The sequence below is a fragment of the Thermoanaerobacter sp. A7A genome (assembly GCF_000445185.1).
Classification (GTDB): domain Bacteria; phylum Bacillota; class Thermoanaerobacteria; order Thermoanaerobacterales; family Thermoanaerobacteraceae; genus Thermoanaerobacter.
Genome location: NZ_AVAF01000137.1, coordinates 1 through 16,369, shown reverse-complemented (window position 1 = coordinate 16,369; position 16,369 = coordinate 1). Strand labels below are relative to the sequence as shown.

The window sequence follows — 16,369 nt, the reverse complement described above, 5'->3', positions numbered from 1 at the left end:
GAGATATTGACAATTCCTGTAACAAACATATCTCCTACAGGAGGCAGGTCTTTTGAAACTCCTGCTCCAGGCTTTATAGGTCCTTTTCCAACAGAAATGTGACCTACGTGGTTTAAAGAACCCAAACAAGCGTCTATCGCTATCATAAAAGGACGTCCATAATTTAAATTTATGTACTTTAAAACCTGATGTATGTTTTTTGCATGTAGTGGTTCTTCTAAAGTACCAAAGACATGGGCTTTTCCTTTAAGAAGAGGCTTTAGTTTATGACCAATTAAAGGTCCCAAGCTATCCCCTGTGGACCTATCAGTCCCTATACACAGCAAAACTATTTCTTTTCGATAATCATATAGTTCTGTCAGGTAGTTAGAGAAAAATTTATAAAAATGCCCTACAGCACTTTTGTCTTCAATATTTATTAACTCCATATGCTTCTCCTTTCTTAAGTTGATAAGTCTTACAAATATATTTTTGTCAACTATGTAAAATTAAATACAGGTAATTTCCGGTTTTGATTATTGAAAAACCTTTCTTACTTGTGTAATATATAAAATATAAAGGAAATAAAGCGGGTGATATGATGGAGACAATAGCTCAACTATACCAAAAACTTTCAAGTCTTTACGATATAAAAATATTAAAAGTAACTTTCGACATCATAAAAATTTTGGTTATAGCTTTTATAGGTATAAAAATAGGAGACATACTTATATCAAGGTTTTACAAATTACAGACAAAAGGAAAAATACAGCTTCCTGAAAGAAAGATAGGCACTTTAATGTCTCTTACCAAAAATATATTGAGATATGTCATTTATTTCATAGCAGCTGCTTCAATACTAAAAATTTTCAACATAGAAATGACATCAATATTGGCAGTTGCCGGAATTGGCAGTTTGGCTATAGGTTTTGGTGCTCAAAATCTAGTCAAAGACGTGATTTCGGGGTTTTTCATAATATTTGAAGATCAGTTTGGAGTTGGGGATTATATAACGATAAATAATTTTTCGGGTCTTGTTGAAGAAGTAGGACTAAGAACAAGCAAAATAAGGGATTTTTCGGGCGATTTACATATAATACCAAATGGAGAAATAAAGACTGTAACAAACCATACACGAGGCAGTATGAGAGCGCTTGTAAATGTAGGTATTCCTTATGAGGAAGATATTGATAGAATAATAAATGTGCTCACACAAATTTGTGAAGATATAAAAAAATCCAGGAATGATGTGATAGAGGGCCCTACAGTCTTGGGAATTACGGATTTTCAGGACTCGCAAGTTTTAATAACGATTATTGCGAAAACAGAGCCTATGAAACAATGGGAAGTTGAAAGGGATATAAGATACAGGATAAAAAAAGTATTTGATAGAGAAAAGATTACATTTCCGTATCCGCATACAGATGTTACAATAACAAATATTGACACATAACTCGGTTAGTAATGTGTGAAAATCAAAGCACCTTTTCAGTTGATTTATTAAGTTCATAAATTAATTGAGGTGATTGTTTTGCCAAAAGAACTCCATGTAGGAGATATTGTAAAGATGAAAAAAAAGCATCCTTGTGGTTCTGACGAATGGGAAATTTTAAGAGTTGGTATGGATATTCGTATAAAATGCCTAAAATGCGGAAGAATGGTTTTGATGCCGCGAGCTAAATTTGAAAAGAGCATCAAAAAAATTTTAAAAACAGTTGAAAATCCCTCTGGACAATGATAGAATATGGATATGGATTGCCGCCTTGCCCTTTTTGGGGCCGTTTAGTCCAAAAGGAGGTGAAAAGATGAGGTCATACGAGACAATGTACATTCTCTCTCCAGATTTAAGTGAAGAGGAAAGAAAAGGCTTAATAGAAAGATTTAAAAACCTCATCATTGAAAATGGTGGAGAAATAACCAATTTTGATGAATGGGGTAAGAGAAAATTAGCCTATCCAATTGACAAAAAGCCTGAGGGATATTATGTACTGATGAACTTTAACAGCAACTCAAAGGTTTCTCAGGAATTGGAGAGAGTTTATAAGATCACAGATGGCGTTTTGAGATATTTAATAATAAGAACTGACGAATGATCGTTTATTAATATAAAAAGGTGGGTTAAAAATGTTAAATAAGGTTATTTTAATAGGCCGTCTTACAAAAGACCCTGTGATGAGGTATAGTGCTAACATGGTTCCTGTTACTACATTTACATTAGCGGTTAACAGGAATTATGTCAGTCAAAGCGGGGAAAGGCCTACAGATTTTATACCCATCGTAACTTGGAGAAAACTTGCAGAAATTTGCGCTAACAATTTAAAAAAAGGCAGATTAATAGCGGTAACTGGAAGCATTCAAACCCGAACATGGGATGATAATAGCGGCAATCGACATTGGGTTACTGAAGTTGTAGCAGATGACGTGAGATTTTTAGAGCCGAAATCTGGTTTTGGCAGCAGTGGCAATGCTGAAGAAAATAGAGATTTTGATGAAGGCTTTGACAGTGTATTTGAAGATATACCGGAAGAGTTTGAGGGCTTTACACCTATAGAGAGTGAAGATGATTTACCTTTTTAAAAAGGAGGTTGAAGGATGACAACAGCTAATACGACGGCGAAAGATAACGCAGCTACTAAAAAAAGAGGCAGAAAAGCGAAAAAGCGCGTTTGTGCTTTTTGCACAGATAATATAGACAAAATTGATTACAAAGATGTAGCAAGGCTCCGCAAGTACATCACAGAAAGAGGAAAAATTCTGCCGAGAAGAATTACAGGAAACTGTGCAAGGCATCAAAGGCAGCTTACAAAAGCTATTAAAAGAGCAAGACAGATTGCACTACTACCATATACAGTAGAATAATGATATAATAATAAGAGGGCGATGCCCTCTTTTAGTTTACTATTTAAAAAAGCTGTCAAAAATAAAGGTGGAATAAAAGTATGAAAAATAATCTTGAGATTGCTAAAAACATAAGGAGTATTGAAAATTTAAAAATAAAAATTTTAGGAAAAGTATATTCTCTTTTGAAAGCCTTTAATGAAGATGAAAGTGGAGAAGTGTTAGTAGACAATCTTTGTGATATTTTAATTTCTGCGTACTTATTAGGAGAGAAATTAGGCTATGACTTTGAAGAAATAGATGAAGCGCTTCAAAAAAAACTCAAACTTCAAATTATTGATAAAAACTTTGAAGGAGAATATAATTTTTCTGGATTAGAGAGATACATAAAGGGTAGAAAGCGGGAGTGATTGATTTAATGGATTTACGAAAACTTACCAATGCGGCAATGATGACAGCAATGGCTGTAGTAATGACATTAATAGGAGTGTATATTCCGCCCTTATTTGTGCTATTTTTTTTGATACCAGCTCCCATTGCTATAACTTGTATAAGAAGTTCTGAATCTTATGCTATTGCATCATCTTTTGCTGTATTTATTGTAAATGTAATTTTTACAGATATAGGTACAGCTTTTACAAGTTTATTTTTTGCCTTACAAGGATTTGTTATGGGGTATTTAATATCGAAAAAACGTAAAGCTAGTGAGACACTTATAGATACTTCTGTTGTGTCAATATTTGGTGTGATTGTAATATTTTATTTCATAAAAGTGGCTTTCAAAATAAATGCACTCGATCAGTTTTTTAAGGCAATTGATATGAGCACAAAAGAAGTATTATCTATTTATCAGGGACATCCAAACTTTTCGGCTATAAAAAGCAATTTATTAACAATTGAAGAAATGCTTAAAATGACTTTACCTGCATCTATAATAATCGCGGTCGTAGCTGTCATTTTAATTAATTATATAATTGTATACAAAATCTTGAAAACTCAAAGGGTTTATATAGATGCACTTCCACCTTTTGAAGAATGGAAAATGCCTTATATCACAGGGTGGATTTTTATTGGAGCATTACTGTATCAATATTTTCTAAAGCAACCTGAAGCAATAACTACCAATATAATAGTATTGCTTTCTCTAGGTTTTACGTTAGGAGGCTTGGCGGTAGTAAAATATTATTTAATTCATAGATTGAAGATAAAATCATTGGCTGCTAACTTAATCCTTGTATTTTTATTTCTTTTTCCTCTTACCTCTTGGCTACTTACCGTAATAGGTATTGTGGATACCAGCATAGATTTAAGAAAATACATGAGTTAGAAGACGAGAGGTGTTTTTGTGGATAAGAAATTTTATAAAATAATTTCTTCTGTCAATGTGATAAATATTTTGCTATCAGCTCTATTAATAGCTTTAATGTTTTACTACAACGAGATAATTGCTTCTATTTCATTAATCATCTTTCTTTATGTGCTTTTAAGTGAATACTATGGCGTAAAGAAAAAGCGATTAGAGTTAGATAAATATATAGAAGATATATTTTTCAATGTTGACAAGGCATCAAAAAGCGTTTTAGCAAAGATGCCAATTCCTGCCGTTATTTTAAATGATAACGGAGAAATCCTGTGGTATAATTTAAGCTATTCTCAGGTCTTTAATGAAAATGAAGAGATAAAGAAATTGATAAAAAAATATGCTGGAAACAAAATAGATGACAAAAAAAACCAAATAGAGTTCAATGGCCGGTACTATTCCGTGTTAAAAGTAGATTCTCAAGCAAAAAGAAAAAAAGGGAAGGACCTAAGCTGTACTCTTTTATTCCTTGATAACACTGAATACATTCAGCTTAAGAAATCTTTGGCTTTCGATAGACCTGTGGTAGGGCATATAATAATTGACAACTACGAAGAAGCGATGATGGCAATAGAAGATATTAAAAAAGCGGTGGTTTCTTCAGAAATAGAAAAAAAACTTTCAGAATGGGCTTCCTCAATAAAAGCTTTTATGAAAAAATATGATGATGATAAATACTTTGTCGTATTTAAAGAGGAAGGATTAAAAAGCTTAGAAGAAAATAAATTTGAAATATTGGATAAAGTGAGAGAAATTGGAGAAGAGATAAAAATCCCTTTAACTTTAAGCATAGGAATTGGAGCAGATGCCAATGACTTTTTAGCCTTAAATGAATATGCCTCTAGCGCCTTAGACTTAGCATTAGGGCGAGGAGGAGACCAAGCAGTAATAAAAAGAGGAGATAAAATTTCGTTTTATGGAGGAAGAACACAAGCTGTTGAAAAGAGGACAAAAGTAAAGGCGAGAGTAATTGCCCACGCTATAAAAGAGCTCATAAAAGAAACCTCTACCATTTTCATAATGGGTCACAACTTTATGGACTTTGATTCATTAGGTGCTGCAATTGGCATGTATAGAGCCAGCATGTCTTTAGGCAAAAAAGCCTATATAATATTAGATAAATCTAATGTAGCAATAGATGAATTGGTAAAGAAAATACAAAACACAAAAGGCTATGAAGATTTATTTATAAAAAGCAGTGAAGTTAAAAACATGGTGGACCAAAACAGCCTTTTAATAGTGGTTGATACCCATAGACCCAGTTATCTTACTTATCCCGAAATTGTAGATATTATAGACAGAATAGTTGTTATAGACCACCATAGAAGAGGGAAAGAGTTTATTGACAAAGCCTTGCTTGTCTATTTAGAGCCTTATGCTTCTTCTGCTAGCGAATTAGTCACAGAAATTTTGCAGTATATGGTAGACAAGATTGACATAAAACCTATAGAAGCTGAGGCTTTAATGGCAGGAATATCAGTGGATACAAAAAATTTCACTTTCAGGACAGGTTCCAGGACTTTTGAAGCAGCCTCCTTTTTGAGGAGAAAAGGGGCAGATACAACCTCTGTTAAGCAGCTTTTCCAAAATGACTTAGATTCTTACATAATAAAAGCTTCAATAGTGAAAAATGCCGAGATATTGGATAACGGCATTGCAATAGCAGTTAGCCCTCCAAATGCCAACAATCTCATCATAGCCCAGGCTGCTGATGAACTTCTTACAATAAAGGGGGTACAAGCCTCTTTTGTCCTTTTAAAAAGAGAAGAAGATGTAGCCATAAGCGGACGCTCTCTTGGAGACATAAATGTTCAAGTTATCCTTGAAAAGCTTGGTGGAGGAGGACATTTAACTGTTGCAGGAGCTCAGGTCAAAAAGCCTATAGAGGAAGTACTGCAAGACTTAAAAAATGCTATTAAAGAATATTTTGAAGAGGAAGGTGAAGACAAATGAAAGTTATATTAGTAAAAGATGTTAAAAATGTAGGAAAAGCAGGAGAAATTGTAAATGTCAGCGACGGGTATGGGAGAAATTATCTCCTTCCAAGAGGACTTGCCATAGAGGCTACAGAATCCAACATAAAAGTGCTTAATGAAAAGAAAAAGGCAGAAGAGAAAAAGAGACAGCAAGAATTAGAGGAAGCAAAAGAAATGGCCCAAAAGCTTTCAAACTTAAGCTTAGTTTTAAAAGTAAAAGCAGGAGAAAATGGTAAACTTTTTGGATCTATCACTTCAAAAGACGTGGAAGAGGCTTTAAAGGAGAAAGGCTTTGACATTGATAAGAAGAAAATATCTTTTGACGAGACTGTAAAGACTACAGGTACCTATTATGTAGACATAAAACTTTATCAAGGAGTCATAGCAAAAGTGAAGGTAGATGTTGTGGCAGAGTAATTAAAGCAAGGGGGGAATAAGGATGGAGTGGAGCAAAATCCCTCCCCAAAACATAGAAGCTGAACAATCCGTCTTAGGGTCAATGCTTTTATCTAGGGATGCTATAATAGACGTTTCTGAAATAATAAAAGCCGACGACTTTTATAAAGAATCCCACAAAAAATTATTCGATGTAATGATGGAGATGTTTGAAAAAGACATCCCCGTTGACCTTGTGACAGTAGTTGATGAACTTAGAAAGCGAAACATGCTGGAGGCTGTTGGCGGAATTGATTATATAGCAAGCCTGTCTTCCAATGTTATTACCACTGCTAACGTATCTTACTATGCAAAGCTTATAAAAGAAAAGGCCACATTGAGAAGGCTCATTGAGGCCTCTTCAGAGATTATGGAGTTAAGTTACGAAGGGGATGACGTAGAAACTGTCCTTGACATAGCAGAACAAAAAATATTTGATATAGCTCAAGGAAGAAACACTACTAATTTTTCACCTATAAAAGACGTGTTAATGAATACCTTTTATAAAATAGAAGAACTTTACAAAAACAAAGGACAGCTTACGGGAATTCCCTCTGGCTTTCCTGACCTTGACTTAAAAACTGCCGGCTTTCAGCCCTCTGACTTTATATTAGTCGCAGCAAGACCTTCAATGGGAAAAACCTCTTTTGCTTTAAATATTGCTCAAAATGCAGCTCTTTTGACAGGCCTTCCTGTTGCCATATTTAGCTTAGAGATGTCAAAAGAGCAGTTGGTAAACAGGCTTATCTGTTCTACTGCCAATATAGATAGCCAAAAGCTTAGGACAGGAAATCTTGATGAAGATGACTGGATGAAACTGGCAGCTGCAATGACTCCTCTTTCTAAAGCTCCTATCTATATTGATGATACCCCTGGAATTGGCGTAATGGACATAAGGGCGAAGTGCCGGCGCCTTAAACTGGAAAAAGGATTGGGCTTGGTGATGATAGATTATCTGCAGCTTATGCAGGGAAGAGGAAGGGCAGAAAACAGGCAACAAGAAATTTCAGAAATATCGAGGTCTCTTAAAAGTTTAGCAAGAGAACTCAATGTTCCTGTAATCACCCTTTCACAGCTTTCCCGTGCACCTGAGTCTAGGTCAGACCACAGACCTATTTTGAGCGATTTGAGGGAATCTGGAGCAATAGAGCAGGACGCTGACATAGTAATGTTTTTGTACAGAGATGATTACTATCATAAAGATTCTGAAAAGAAAAACATAGCAGAAGTTATAATTGCAAAACACAGAAATGGGCCCACAGGGACAGTGGAACTTTTATGGCTTGCACAGTATACAAAATTTGTAAGTCTTGATAAATATAGAACGGAATAATCTTTAGTCTATTTCTGAGAAGGGATGAAAGTCATTATGGCTGATTTTGATTACCTTAAAAAAGTTCCTTATTTTAATGAGCTGGAGGATAAATCCCTTGAAGAGATACATAAAATTTCAACTATCAACTTTTTTAAAAAAGGGTCTATTATTTTCATGGAGGGGGAAAAGGGAGAAGCTATATATTTTGTAAAATCTGGCAAAGTTAAAATATCAAAAACATCTTCTATCGGGAAAGAGTACATTATTAAAATAATGGAAAAAGGAGACGTATTTGCTGAGTCTATTCTATTTGTCGGTGGAGAATATCCTGCAACTGCAGAGGCTATAGAGGACTCCGAAGTGATTATGCTAAAAAATAAGGATATAGAAAATTTAATATTAAAAAATACTGAAATAGCCTTAAGCATAATAAAGCTTATGGCAAAAAGATTAAAAAATGTAGCTGTCATAATAGAAAATCTCGCTTTAAGAGATTCCATTGGCAGAACGGCTTCTGTACTTCTCACTTTTGCAAAAGAGAGAGGAATAAACACAAAAGAAGGAATTTTATTAGATTTAAATCTCAATAGGCAAGACCTTGCCAACATAGTCGGCACATCAAGAGAAAACGTCACAAGGATTTTAAGCCAAATGGACAAAGAGGGGATAATACATCTTGACAGGCAGAAAATAATAATTAGAGATATAGAAAAGCTTAAAGAGATGCTGTAGTTATATTTTTATCCCTCGAATTGACTAAAAAGTCTAAAAATTATTTTTGGTTTTTGCTTTGTGTTACATATCTATTTTTTATCACTCCATGCTGATTCAAATCGGATTAAAAAAATTTCCTCTACCATATATTATATAATTAAGGATCCAGTTTTTCTATTATAAAACTTTCCTGTGTAATGTCTATATTATAAAATTTCTTACAATTTTCTATAGCCATTTCTTTCAAATTTCCCTGTCCAAATATTTCAAACAAATGCATAGCTTTTATAAGCGAATCTTTGTAATTTTCTCTTTTAAGGTGATATTCTGCGATTCCTTTTCTGAAGTATAAAAGGCCATCTAAGACTCTGGCTTCTATACAGGTTTTTATGCCCAAATCAGCATAGTACAGCGCTTTTTCATATTTCAAAACCCTACCCCGATTTAAATCGGGTTGAAATTATTTACTTTACCATATATTATATAGTTAAGGAAAAAATATGTAAAGGGGAATGGAAAAATGAAAAGAAAATTAATGATTATAATCTTAGCATTTACTATTTCATTGTCTTCTTTATATTTTAATACAGGCACAATTGCACCATTAGGAGAGGAAGATTTGATAAGATGGCATTCTGTAATGCCTGGGAGGTGATGCTGTTATATAAGAAAAAAGTTTAAATTATTTTTGTGAAGATGGTGATGATGGAGTCTTAATTTAGCGGGAAGATAAGCTTTTGAAGCTTGATTGAGTGAAATTGTAAAATATTGAAATAGGGAGGAAAGAATATGGTAAAAAAAGCAATTTCATTATTTTTAATTTTGCTGCTTTTTACTGTCTCATCCTTTGAGGTAGTATTTGCTGTGGATAAAGCAATTGCTAATAAATCACAAATTTTCTCTGAAACGTATATATTATAGAAGGAAATAAATATACAGTAAAAGTAGTTGAAGATAATAACAGTATAAGAAAAGTGTTTGTAGGGGAGGAAGATAAGTTAACGGTTGTTACATATAATAAAGATACTGGTGAATTTGACATTAAAGAAATAGGAAAAAGTGCAGGTGAGAAAAAAGAATATAAATTGGAATCCAAAATTAATGATATTAGCAAACAAGGAATTAAAGAAACGATTGATAATTCTATTATAACTCCATTATATTTAATTTTATTAGATGAAAAGGATCTTTGGTGGGGATATGGATTAAATGTGATTCAATACACAGGTCAAAATGATTATGTCTGGAATTTGTATACGCCCAAAAGTGCTAAAAGCGTATATGAAAACTCACACAATGCGAATAATTTATAAAATTTCGAAAGTGGTCTTGATTCAATGATTAGAAGTCAGTACGCTGCAATTGCTGCAACAGGTAGTATAGTTGCAGGTATAGTGGCATCGGCAATTGCAGGGGGGAAACGGTAGGAATAGGAACTATAATTGGATTACTTGCAGGAGCAGGTGGAGTGGTAAGTGCTGCAATATATTTTTACAATGCTAAACAAGATGCTAATCATTGTGATTATTATTTTAATAGAGTTCAATTTTAAGAAGGTGCTTTTATGATTCTTTTTAGGTTTATGTTAATTACAGTGTTAATACTTAATAACATTTTAGTTTATCAACATTACAAGTATTTACATAAAAAAAATATCAGCTACATTGCACCACGAATAATAGTTCTTGTTTTGGTAGCAAATGTTCCAGCATTATTTGTTTTAATTAGTACATTTATTCCTCCTGGTAGATGAGGATTAAATATCAAATTACAATATTATGGCGGATGTTTAAATTTTTATCAAATAAAATATTTGGTTTTAAATAGCATATGTTAATGTTTTTAATTATGCATTTATCAGACAAATGGGACGGTTCCGTGCGCTGAGGAAAGCTCATGCGTTAAAGCAAGTGCGAATCCTGTCCGGTAAAGCTTAGCCAGCAACCGGTACTTAGCCTTGGGGTATATATGGTGACATATATAGCTAAGCGTAGGCAAAGGAGATAGCAGGCCGAAAATCGAAAGATTGAAGGTGTTAAAGCCCCGAAATCCCTAGACAGGAAGGCCGATGCTGTGGAACCGGCAGAAGGCAAAACATTGATATTTGGGATGGCGAGAATAGCAATGCTTCCTCGGGGTCATAGGCCTTGGCATGTTATACAATATTAACGCATAGGGAACTCAGGAGGTCCTGCAACTCCCAGAAAGAGATGTATTTAGCACCTATATCCGAAAGCGGAACGTATGTCTGTACAGGTTATGTTTCAGCAGAATTTAAGTTTTATGATGCTCTAAACAGCTATTACGACACAAAAATAAATTCTGATGTACCGTATTCTGTAACAATATATTAATTAAGCAGTAGGAATTTTACAAAAAGTGGGTGTCAAATGTAGAAATGAGGATAAAATTGAAAGAGGATTTAGAAGGTGAAGTAAATTGAGGAGAATTATGGTTTTGTTGATAATAGTAATTTCTTTGCTTGGGACATTGGCATATGTTAACATAGCTCCAACTTATATGAATGATAAAAAAGTGATACAACAGCAATACCTAGTAGCAGAAAAAAGAGGACCAATGATACATGGAGAAAGGTGGGATAAAACACATTACCATCAATTGAAAGAACTAGTAGAATTATAAAAAAATTTAGTGATGTAGTTCTATATCCTTTCTCAATGACAAAACTGTACACGGAAACACTGCTCTGGAGAAGCTTCAAAGATTTGCGAATATTTTTTACTCGTTATCAAAAGCTTCTAATTTATACTAAAATTTATCCATTTTTTGATGCCTTACCCTGATTTAAATCGTGTTTAAATTATTCTATTTACTATCTATTATATATATAGTTAAGGAATAGATATGTAAAGATGGTGCCATTTTGATATCTTCGTTGTATTTTAACATGGTGACCAAAAATGAAGTTGGACTATTAGGAGAGAAAGATTTAATAAGATGGCATTCTGTAGTGCCCGGGATGTGATGATAAAATGCGTTAAAATAACATTTTGGTAGTAAAAATTATTTAACAGGGGGGAGTAAAAAATTATAAAATATAAAAATATATTGATGGTAATTATTTCGATTGTGGTCATAATTGCGTTAACATTTTTATATTACAAAATACATTTGGGTAATATATACAAAATTAGGGATAACTTAATAACAAATAACGAAACCACTGATAATTTGGATATATTAAGCTATAAAGATTATAAGGAATTATTTGAAACAATGGTTAAGACTTTTAACATAGAAGGTTTCAAAGTAAATGCTAGCACTATAGATGGGAATGTTACTGCAATTGAAAAAGAACTATCATTTGGTAAAAGGGAGTTTTTAACTTTAAACGGTGATTTTAATTCACCAAATACTGATGAACAGTTTACTATAGAAAATGAAAAACAGAATATACAAATAACAGTTGGAATTTACTACACGGAAAATTATATTGGTAATGATTTTGTGGGATGGATTTATAATAAAGGATTTGCACATTTAAATAAAAATTTAGCAGAAAAAAATAGTACAGCTGTTTTAACATATAAAAATTTGATAGTTTTAGTTCAATATTCATCAACAAGCGAAGTAGATATATCATTAATGAATAATGTCATGAAAACATTGATAGAAATATTAAAAAATTTTGATAAGACAAAAAATGATTAGACTAGATACGATAATAACTACTTTTAAACTTTTAAAATATAATTTATGAAGAGAAAGGAGAAATCCAGAATGAAAAAAATTATATTGTTACTTATGATTCTTGTCTTTACATTATTTATAAATGCATATTTTGTTTATGCAAATGATTTATCCAATGGTAATGATAATACAATACCAGATAATGTATTAGAAAAGGTCAAAAGTAAAGTAGAAAAATCCCAATTCAAATATTCACCTTCAGGGACTTCATGGTTAGGTTGGTATACTGAAACCGCTGGGGGAACTGTTATTGATAAAGACGACATAAATATAGAAGTGACAGATTCTGAACCAATGTAAAACTTAACAAAAAGAACGGTTCATCTTGTTTAAAATCAAAAAGTCCTCTAGAAATAGGAGGGCTTTTTGATTTATTCTCTATTAGAAAACATTATTTCGCCATTGTCAGAAACAAAAGTATAAAAAGTTTTTGTAATTATAACATTTCTACCTATAGGAGAGAATGACAAAAAATTAAAAGCGGAGGTATATAAAGTTTAAATTTTCAAACAATTTATTTTAAGAATGCCTTTCTATATTCTGCAATAGATAATCCTACAGTCGTTGAAACTATTTTACAAATTTAACCTGTTATAACTTAGAGTTACAAAATTAAAAATTTTCACTGGTGACATATGAATAAAAGAGAAAAAGAAAGAAAAAGTGAATAATTTCGATAAAACGAAATATTGTAAGGACCTATAGGTCAAATTAGTATATTTAAAGCTATGGAGATAAAACCTAATTTTTCAGAATTAGCAAGAGAATATGGAATAGATAGGAGAACTGTTAAAAAGTATTATGAAGGATATGAAGGCAAGCCAAAAACAAGAAATAAACAAAGTAAATTAGATAAATACTATGATGAAATAAAAGCAAGGGTATTATGTCTTGCCGTTTAGTTTGGCGGATGATGACTTGCCTAGTTTACATGGTGAGGCTTTGAATATTTATAAAACACTCACATACGAAGTCAAAAAGCTGTCTCAAAAAACATTAGAATATGAAAATAATAGCAAAGTAAATTTTGAGAGCTGGCTCAATCTATCTTATGTAGAAGATACTATTGAAGACGTTAGAAATAATTTATTCAAACAGGTAGACCAAAGTTTATCAGAATATGCAAAATTGAGTCAAGAAAGTGATGCAGATGAAAAGACACAAGTACAAAGGGCTAGGGCTTTGGGTTCCGCACTTTCAGTTCTTCAAATGGCTAAAAATCAAATTGAATTCAGTGAGATAATTATTGATACCATAAACACAAGACAAGATTCTGAAAAAGATAAGAGAGAAATTTTGGACTTCTATAGAGAAAGAGCAGGAAAAGCATTAGAAGCTATATCGGACAAAGTAAGAAGCAAATCGTGGGGTGAAGAACTTTACAAATATTCTGTGGGAAATTATAATACTGCAAAGGAATTGGAAAAAAATAATTTTTATTCATTGGCTCTTACTAAATACCAACTTGCCTATATATTTGCGACACTTTCAAAAGATTGGATGGAATACCCAGATATAATCCATTATAAAAACTTAAAAGCTAAAGATGTTTCTGTAGAAAATGTAATTAGAAACTGGAGTGATAGCGTAAAAGGATTTGAGGAATTTGATAAAAAACTTGATAAGTATGAAAAAGATGGGAAGGTCTTTTTAAATATAAGACTAGTGACAAATATTTTTTATAAGAGTTGGTTTAGTATTGGCAATGGTTTTCTTAGGAGATTTATAGAAACGCAAAGCAACTGGAAGGAAGTAGGTAATATTGCTTATATGAATATAGGACCTGTCCCTTCTGCTTTAAAAATAATTAGGGAGGATTTAAAAAATTTATCAGCAAAAACCCATGATTATTGATAATTTAACATAAATAAGTTCTTATTTTTTGTCTTAAAGATAGGTTTTATAAGAAGGAGCTATATCTTATAGGTTGTTAATTATAAGTTAGAAAGCCCATTTTTTAACATTTCATGCCGATTCAAATCGGCTTGAGCTTTTTTGTTTTTCCATATATTATATAGTTAAGGGAAAGATATGTAAAGAGAAAACATAAATGAAGAAAAAACTAATGAATATTTTCCCAGTATTTGTTATTTCAATTTGTTTTTCTGTTAATATTAGTATTGTCAGTTTCCTTAGTAAATATAGGCTTTGCTGCTTCTACTCAAAACTATATACGTCATTATGCGTGGTCGAGCGATTGGGGAACTAAGATTTTTGCTTTTTATGTAAGCTATAGTGCATCTAATTACACTAGTTACCCCTTAAAGTATATTAGTGATCACTACGTTGCTGCTTTTAATCCATTACCCAATAGTCCTGAAATAGGTAATGGTAATTGCTATTTAATAGGTGTTGATGTGGTAGATGGTAGTTCTGGAACTTTACTTGGCTCCTTAGATTCTTCGCAATTCATAAACAATCCAAATGGTTCAATTTGGAATCCAGGTACGCTAATATATTTCGATTTATATAGTCCATATAGAATTAGTTATTATTCCACATCACCTAAGACAGTGAATGCTATAGCAAAGACACTTTTTCAATTAGATCCAAGTTGGATACCCAACAATTGGACTGACTATACAACTTTAACATTTAATTTTTGATTTAAGGAGGTAGATTGAAGTGAAAAAAAGTCGAACTTTAATCTTAGTTAGTTTAAGCATCTTTTTGATTTTTATTTTAAGTATAGGTGCCTTTTCATTTTCAGCAAAAAATCCTCAGGAAAAGGCCAACGAATTACAATTTGATAATATTATGAAAAAAGTATCTTCTTTTTTCAAGAGCAACAAGGATAAGTTAGAAATTAATAAAGGGGATGTAATTGCAGAAGTTAATGGAATACCAATATACAAAAATGAATTTGAATTGAGGAAGGGATTAGCATTAGCATCTGGATTGCAAGCAGATAATATAGATGATTATGTACTGCAGAAATTGATTAAAGAAAAAGTACAAGAATATTTAGCAAGCAAATACAATATAAAGGTCTCAGATGGTGAAATAAATGAATATATAGAGAAGGAAAAGAAAGAGTTTAATGAATACCCAGAAGCAAAGAAGAAATTAGATGAATTGATTGCTGCAAGTGGAATGACAGAAGATGAATATTGGAACACATATGAAAGGTATAATGCAAGAAGGATATTACTGTTTAACAAATTGTATAATTTTATTGTAGAAGAAGGGATAAAGAGAGGAGAAGTGAAAAAAGCCGAACAAATGACATCTGATGTGCAAAATGAATACAAAATATATTTTGACAGTGTAGTAGATAAGTACATAAAAACTGCTAAAATATCAATTAGTGACGAGTATAAGGCTATGTTTAAAGGTTTTTGATAAATCTATTGCTTTTTTTAGATAAGTATATACCGACTACATTTATTCAAGTCCCATATTTATTTCTAATTAGCGGGGAGCAAACGCTCCTAATTTTTTTACTGCTTATACATCAAATTTTTTATCTTGTTTGTGAATGTCTATGAAGTGAGAATAAGCCTATTGCAGTCATTATAAATCCTATTACAGGTAAGGTTAATGATTGGAAGAATTTTTGCATCGCCGGGCTTTTGTATATTAATAAAACTGCAGGTATTCTGACAAAAGCATTAAATCCATCTATGAACAGTCGTGGAGGTCCTAAGAGAAAGTTACCGTCTCTATGCTCGATAAACGATAGAGTTTGTCTTAAATCCACATATGCGTGTTTTAGCAGGACTAGTTTAATAGCTCTATGGTTTATCGGGTAATTATGTGGATCGAATTTCATCAAAATCTCTCTTATTTGTTTTTCATCCTGTATTCGTTACTTACCGAATTCAAGTTTAAATCTTTTAATTCTAATTTAACACCCCATGCCGATTCAAATCGGCTTGAAATTATGTTGGTTATTATTTATTATAAAGTTGAAAGGAAAAAATGTAAAGGGCAGGTGAAGATGGAATAAAGAAGAAACTAATAGTTATATTCTTTGTTGTAAACATTTTATTTACATCTTGCCTTTTCAACATATTAGGAGAAGGAAAAGTAGTTCCATTA

Annotated in this window: 22 protein-coding genes and 1 pseudogene; 21 read left to right on the top strand and 2 right to left on the bottom strand. The window is 32.3% G+C overall.

Going from position 1 to position 16,369, the window contains the following annotated elements; translation table 11 throughout:
• Window positions 1–428: spore protease YyaC (gene yyaC / locus M663_RS14805; RefSeq protein ID WP_042805338.1), on the bottom strand; the 428-nt coding region annotated here is incomplete at its 3' end.
• 149 nt (window positions 429–577) lie between these two features.
• Between yyaC and M663_RS0110820 the strand changes: the two genes are divergently transcribed.
• The 11 genes from M663_RS0110820 to M663_RS0110770 all read left to right on the top strand — a co-directional run bounded on the left by M663_RS0110820 (window position 578) and on the right by M663_RS0110770 (window position 8,635).
• Window positions 578–1,432 (top strand): mechanosensitive ion channel family protein, encoded by an 855-nt coding sequence (locus tag M663_RS0110820; RefSeq protein WP_028986059.1) that lies wholly within the window; start codon window positions 578–580, stop codon window positions 1,430–1,432.
• A 78-nt stretch (window positions 1,433–1,510) separates the two neighbouring features.
• On the top strand, window positions 1,511–1,717 hold the full coding sequence (locus tag M663_RS0110815; RefSeq protein ID WP_003867429.1) for a DUF951 domain-containing protein: 207 nt from the start codon (window positions 1,511–1,513) through the stop codon (window positions 1,715–1,717).
• 67 nt (window positions 1,718–1,784) lie between these two features.
• Window positions 1,785–2,072, top strand: a complete 288-nt coding sequence (gene rpsF / locus M663_RS0110810; RefSeq protein WP_003871386.1) for a 30S ribosomal protein S6 — start codon at window positions 1,785–1,787, stop codon at window positions 2,070–2,072.
• Between the two features lie 31 nt (window positions 2,073–2,103).
• Window positions 2,104–2,556: a single-stranded DNA-binding protein gene (gene ssb, locus M663_RS0110805; protein WP_019907098.1), complete on the top strand. Its 453-nt coding sequence runs from the start codon at window positions 2,104–2,106 to the stop codon at window positions 2,554–2,556.
• Between the two features lie 15 nt (window positions 2,557–2,571).
• Window positions 2,572–2,838 carry a 30S ribosomal protein S18 gene (rpsR, locus tag M663_RS0110800; protein ID WP_003867432.1) on the top strand — a complete coding sequence of 89 codons (267 nt, stop codon included), beginning with the start codon at window positions 2,572–2,574 and terminating at the stop codon, window positions 2,836–2,838.
• A gap of 80 nt (window positions 2,839–2,918) precedes the next feature.
• The gene (locus M663_RS0110795; protein ID WP_004399543.1) at window positions 2,919–3,227 is read left to right on the top strand and encodes a MazG-like family protein; all 309 of its coding nucleotides are present in this window, start codon (window positions 2,919–2,921) and stop codon (window positions 3,225–3,227) included.
• A gap of 8 nt (window positions 3,228–3,235) precedes the next feature.
• Complete coding sequence (locus tag M663_RS0110790; RefSeq protein WP_004399544.1) at window positions 3,236–4,144, top strand: YybS family protein; 909 nt, start codon at window positions 3,236–3,238, stop codon at window positions 4,142–4,144.
• An 18-nt stretch (window positions 4,145–4,162) separates the two neighbouring features.
• The gene (locus M663_RS0110785) at window positions 4,163–6,130 is read left to right on the top strand and encodes a DHH family phosphoesterase (RefSeq protein ID WP_029688905.1); all 1,968 of its coding nucleotides are present in this window, start codon (window positions 4,163–4,165) and stop codon (window positions 6,128–6,130) included.
• Window positions 6,127–6,570, top strand: coding sequence for a 50S ribosomal protein L9 (rplI, locus tag M663_RS0110780; protein ID WP_003871294.1), 444 nt, complete (start codon window positions 6,127–6,129; stop codon window positions 6,568–6,570). The genes M663_RS0110785 and rplI overlap by 4 nt, the downstream gene beginning before the upstream one ends.
• Before the next feature lie 22 nt (window positions 6,571–6,592).
• On the top strand, window positions 6,593–7,921 hold the full coding sequence (gene dnaB, locus M663_RS0110775; RefSeq protein WP_003871293.1) for a replicative DNA helicase: 1,329 nt from the start codon (window positions 6,593–6,595) through the stop codon (window positions 7,919–7,921).
• A gap of 36 nt (window positions 7,922–7,957) precedes the next feature.
• Window positions 7,958–8,635 carry a Crp/Fnr family transcriptional regulator gene (locus M663_RS0110770; protein WP_029688904.1) on the top strand — a complete coding sequence of 226 codons (678 nt, stop codon included), beginning with the start codon at window positions 7,958–7,960 and terminating at the stop codon, window positions 8,633–8,635.
• 139 nt (window positions 8,636–8,774) lie between these two features.
• Here the strand turns inward: M663_RS0110770 and M663_RS0110765 are convergent, their stop codons facing one another.
• Window positions 8,775–9,047, bottom strand: coding sequence for a hypothetical protein (locus M663_RS0110765; protein WP_273702708.1), 273 nt, complete (start codon window positions 9,045–9,047; stop codon window positions 8,775–8,777).
• 90 nt (window positions 9,048–9,137) lie between these two features.
• Here M663_RS0110765 and M663_RS15615 point away from each other — a divergent pair, with 90 nt between their 5' ends.
• From M663_RS15615 to M663_RS0110695, 10 genes and pseudogenes are all read left to right on the top strand, one after another.
• Window positions 9,138–9,272 (top strand): hypothetical protein, encoded by a 135-nt coding sequence (locus M663_RS15615; protein WP_273702707.1) that lies wholly within the window; start codon window positions 9,138–9,140, stop codon window positions 9,270–9,272.
• A gap of 134 nt (window positions 9,273–9,406) precedes the next feature.
• Window positions 9,407–9,538: a hypothetical protein gene (locus M663_RS15610; protein ID WP_273702706.1), complete on the top strand. Its 132-nt coding sequence runs from the start codon at window positions 9,407–9,409 to the stop codon at window positions 9,536–9,538.
• Window positions 9,532–9,930 carry a geobacillin-26 family protein gene (locus M663_RS0110750; RefSeq protein WP_337954500.1) on the top strand — a complete coding sequence of 133 codons (399 nt, stop codon included), beginning with the start codon at window positions 9,532–9,534 and terminating at the stop codon, window positions 9,928–9,930. Before M663_RS15610 ends, M663_RS0110750 begins: the two co-directional genes overlap by 7 nt.
• Before the next feature lie 251 nt (window positions 9,931–10,181).
• Window positions 10,182–10,370: a hypothetical protein gene (locus M663_RS0110735; protein WP_029688901.1), complete on the top strand. Its 189-nt coding sequence runs from the start codon at window positions 10,182–10,184 to the stop codon at window positions 10,368–10,370.
• Window positions 10,371–11,056: 686 nt separating this feature from the next.
• Window positions 11,057–11,260: a hypothetical protein gene (locus M663_RS0110720; protein ID WP_042805336.1), complete on the top strand. Its 204-nt coding sequence runs from the start codon at window positions 11,057–11,059 to the stop codon at window positions 11,258–11,260.
• A gap of 447 nt (window positions 11,261–11,707) precedes the next feature.
• Window positions 11,708–12,289: a hypothetical protein gene (locus M663_RS0110715; RefSeq protein WP_273702705.1), complete on the top strand. Its 582-nt coding sequence runs from the start codon at window positions 11,708–11,710 to the stop codon at window positions 12,287–12,289.
• Between the two features lie 69 nt (window positions 12,290–12,358).
• Window positions 12,359–12,628, top strand: a complete 270-nt coding sequence (locus M663_RS0110710) for a hypothetical protein (RefSeq protein WP_029688898.1) — start codon at window positions 12,359–12,361, stop codon at window positions 12,626–12,628.
• A gap of 428 nt (window positions 12,629–13,056) precedes the next feature.
• Window positions 13,057–13,212 (top strand): annotated as a pseudogene (locus M663_RS15605) (IS21 family transposase); the annotation flags it as partial.
• Between the two features lie 7 nt (window positions 13,213–13,219).
• Entirely contained in the window at window positions 13,220–14,182 is a 963-nt protein-coding gene (locus M663_RS14800) for a hypothetical protein (RefSeq protein ID WP_273702704.1), read from the top strand.
• A 771-nt stretch (window positions 14,183–14,953) separates the two neighbouring features.
• Entirely contained in the window at window positions 14,954–15,670 is a 717-nt protein-coding gene (locus tag M663_RS0110695) for a SurA N-terminal domain-containing protein (RefSeq protein ID WP_029688896.1), read from the top strand.
• Window positions 15,671–16,369 lie beyond the last annotated feature (699 nt).

Coding starts and splice junctions, on each gene's coding strand:
- dnaB (WP_003871293.1), top strand. CDS start 6,593: ATGGAGTGGAGCAAAATCCCTCCCCAAAACATAGAAGCTGAACAATCC.
- rpsF (WP_003871386.1), top strand. CDS start 1,785: ATGAGGTCATACGAGACAATGTACATTCTCTCTCCAGATTTAAGTGAA.
- M663_RS0110820 (WP_028986059.1), top strand. CDS start 578: ATGATGGAGACAATAGCTCAACTATACCAAAAACTTTCAAGTCTTTAC.
- rplI (WP_003871294.1), top strand. CDS start 6,127: ATGAAAGTTATATTAGTAAAAGATGTTAAAAATGTAGGAAAAGCAGGA.
- rpsR (WP_003867432.1), top strand. CDS start 2,572: ATGACAACAGCTAATACGACGGCGAAAGATAACGCAGCTACTAAAAAA.
- M663_RS0110790 (WP_004399544.1), top strand. CDS start 3,236: ATGGATTTACGAAAACTTACCAATGCGGCAATGATGACAGCAATGGCT.
- M663_RS0110770 (WP_029688904.1), top strand. CDS start 7,958: ATGGCTGATTTTGATTACCTTAAAAAAGTTCCTTATTTTAATGAGCTG.
- M663_RS15615 (WP_273702707.1), top strand. CDS start 9,138: ATGAAAAGAAAATTAATGATTATAATCTTAGCATTTACTATTTCATTG.
- M663_RS0110710 (WP_029688898.1), top strand. CDS start 12,359: ATGAAAAAAATTATATTGTTACTTATGATTCTTGTCTTTACATTATTT.
- M663_RS0110735 (WP_029688901.1), top strand. CDS start 10,182: ATGATTCTTTTTAGGTTTATGTTAATTACAGTGTTAATACTTAATAAC.
- M663_RS15610 (WP_273702706.1), top strand. CDS start 9,407: ATGGTAAAAAAAGCAATTTCATTATTTTTAATTTTGCTGCTTTTTACT.
- ssb (WP_019907098.1), top strand. CDS start 2,104: ATGTTAAATAAGGTTATTTTAATAGGCCGTCTTACAAAAGACCCTGTG.
- M663_RS0110795 (WP_004399543.1), top strand. CDS start 2,919: ATGAAAAATAATCTTGAGATTGCTAAAAACATAAGGAGTATTGAAAAT.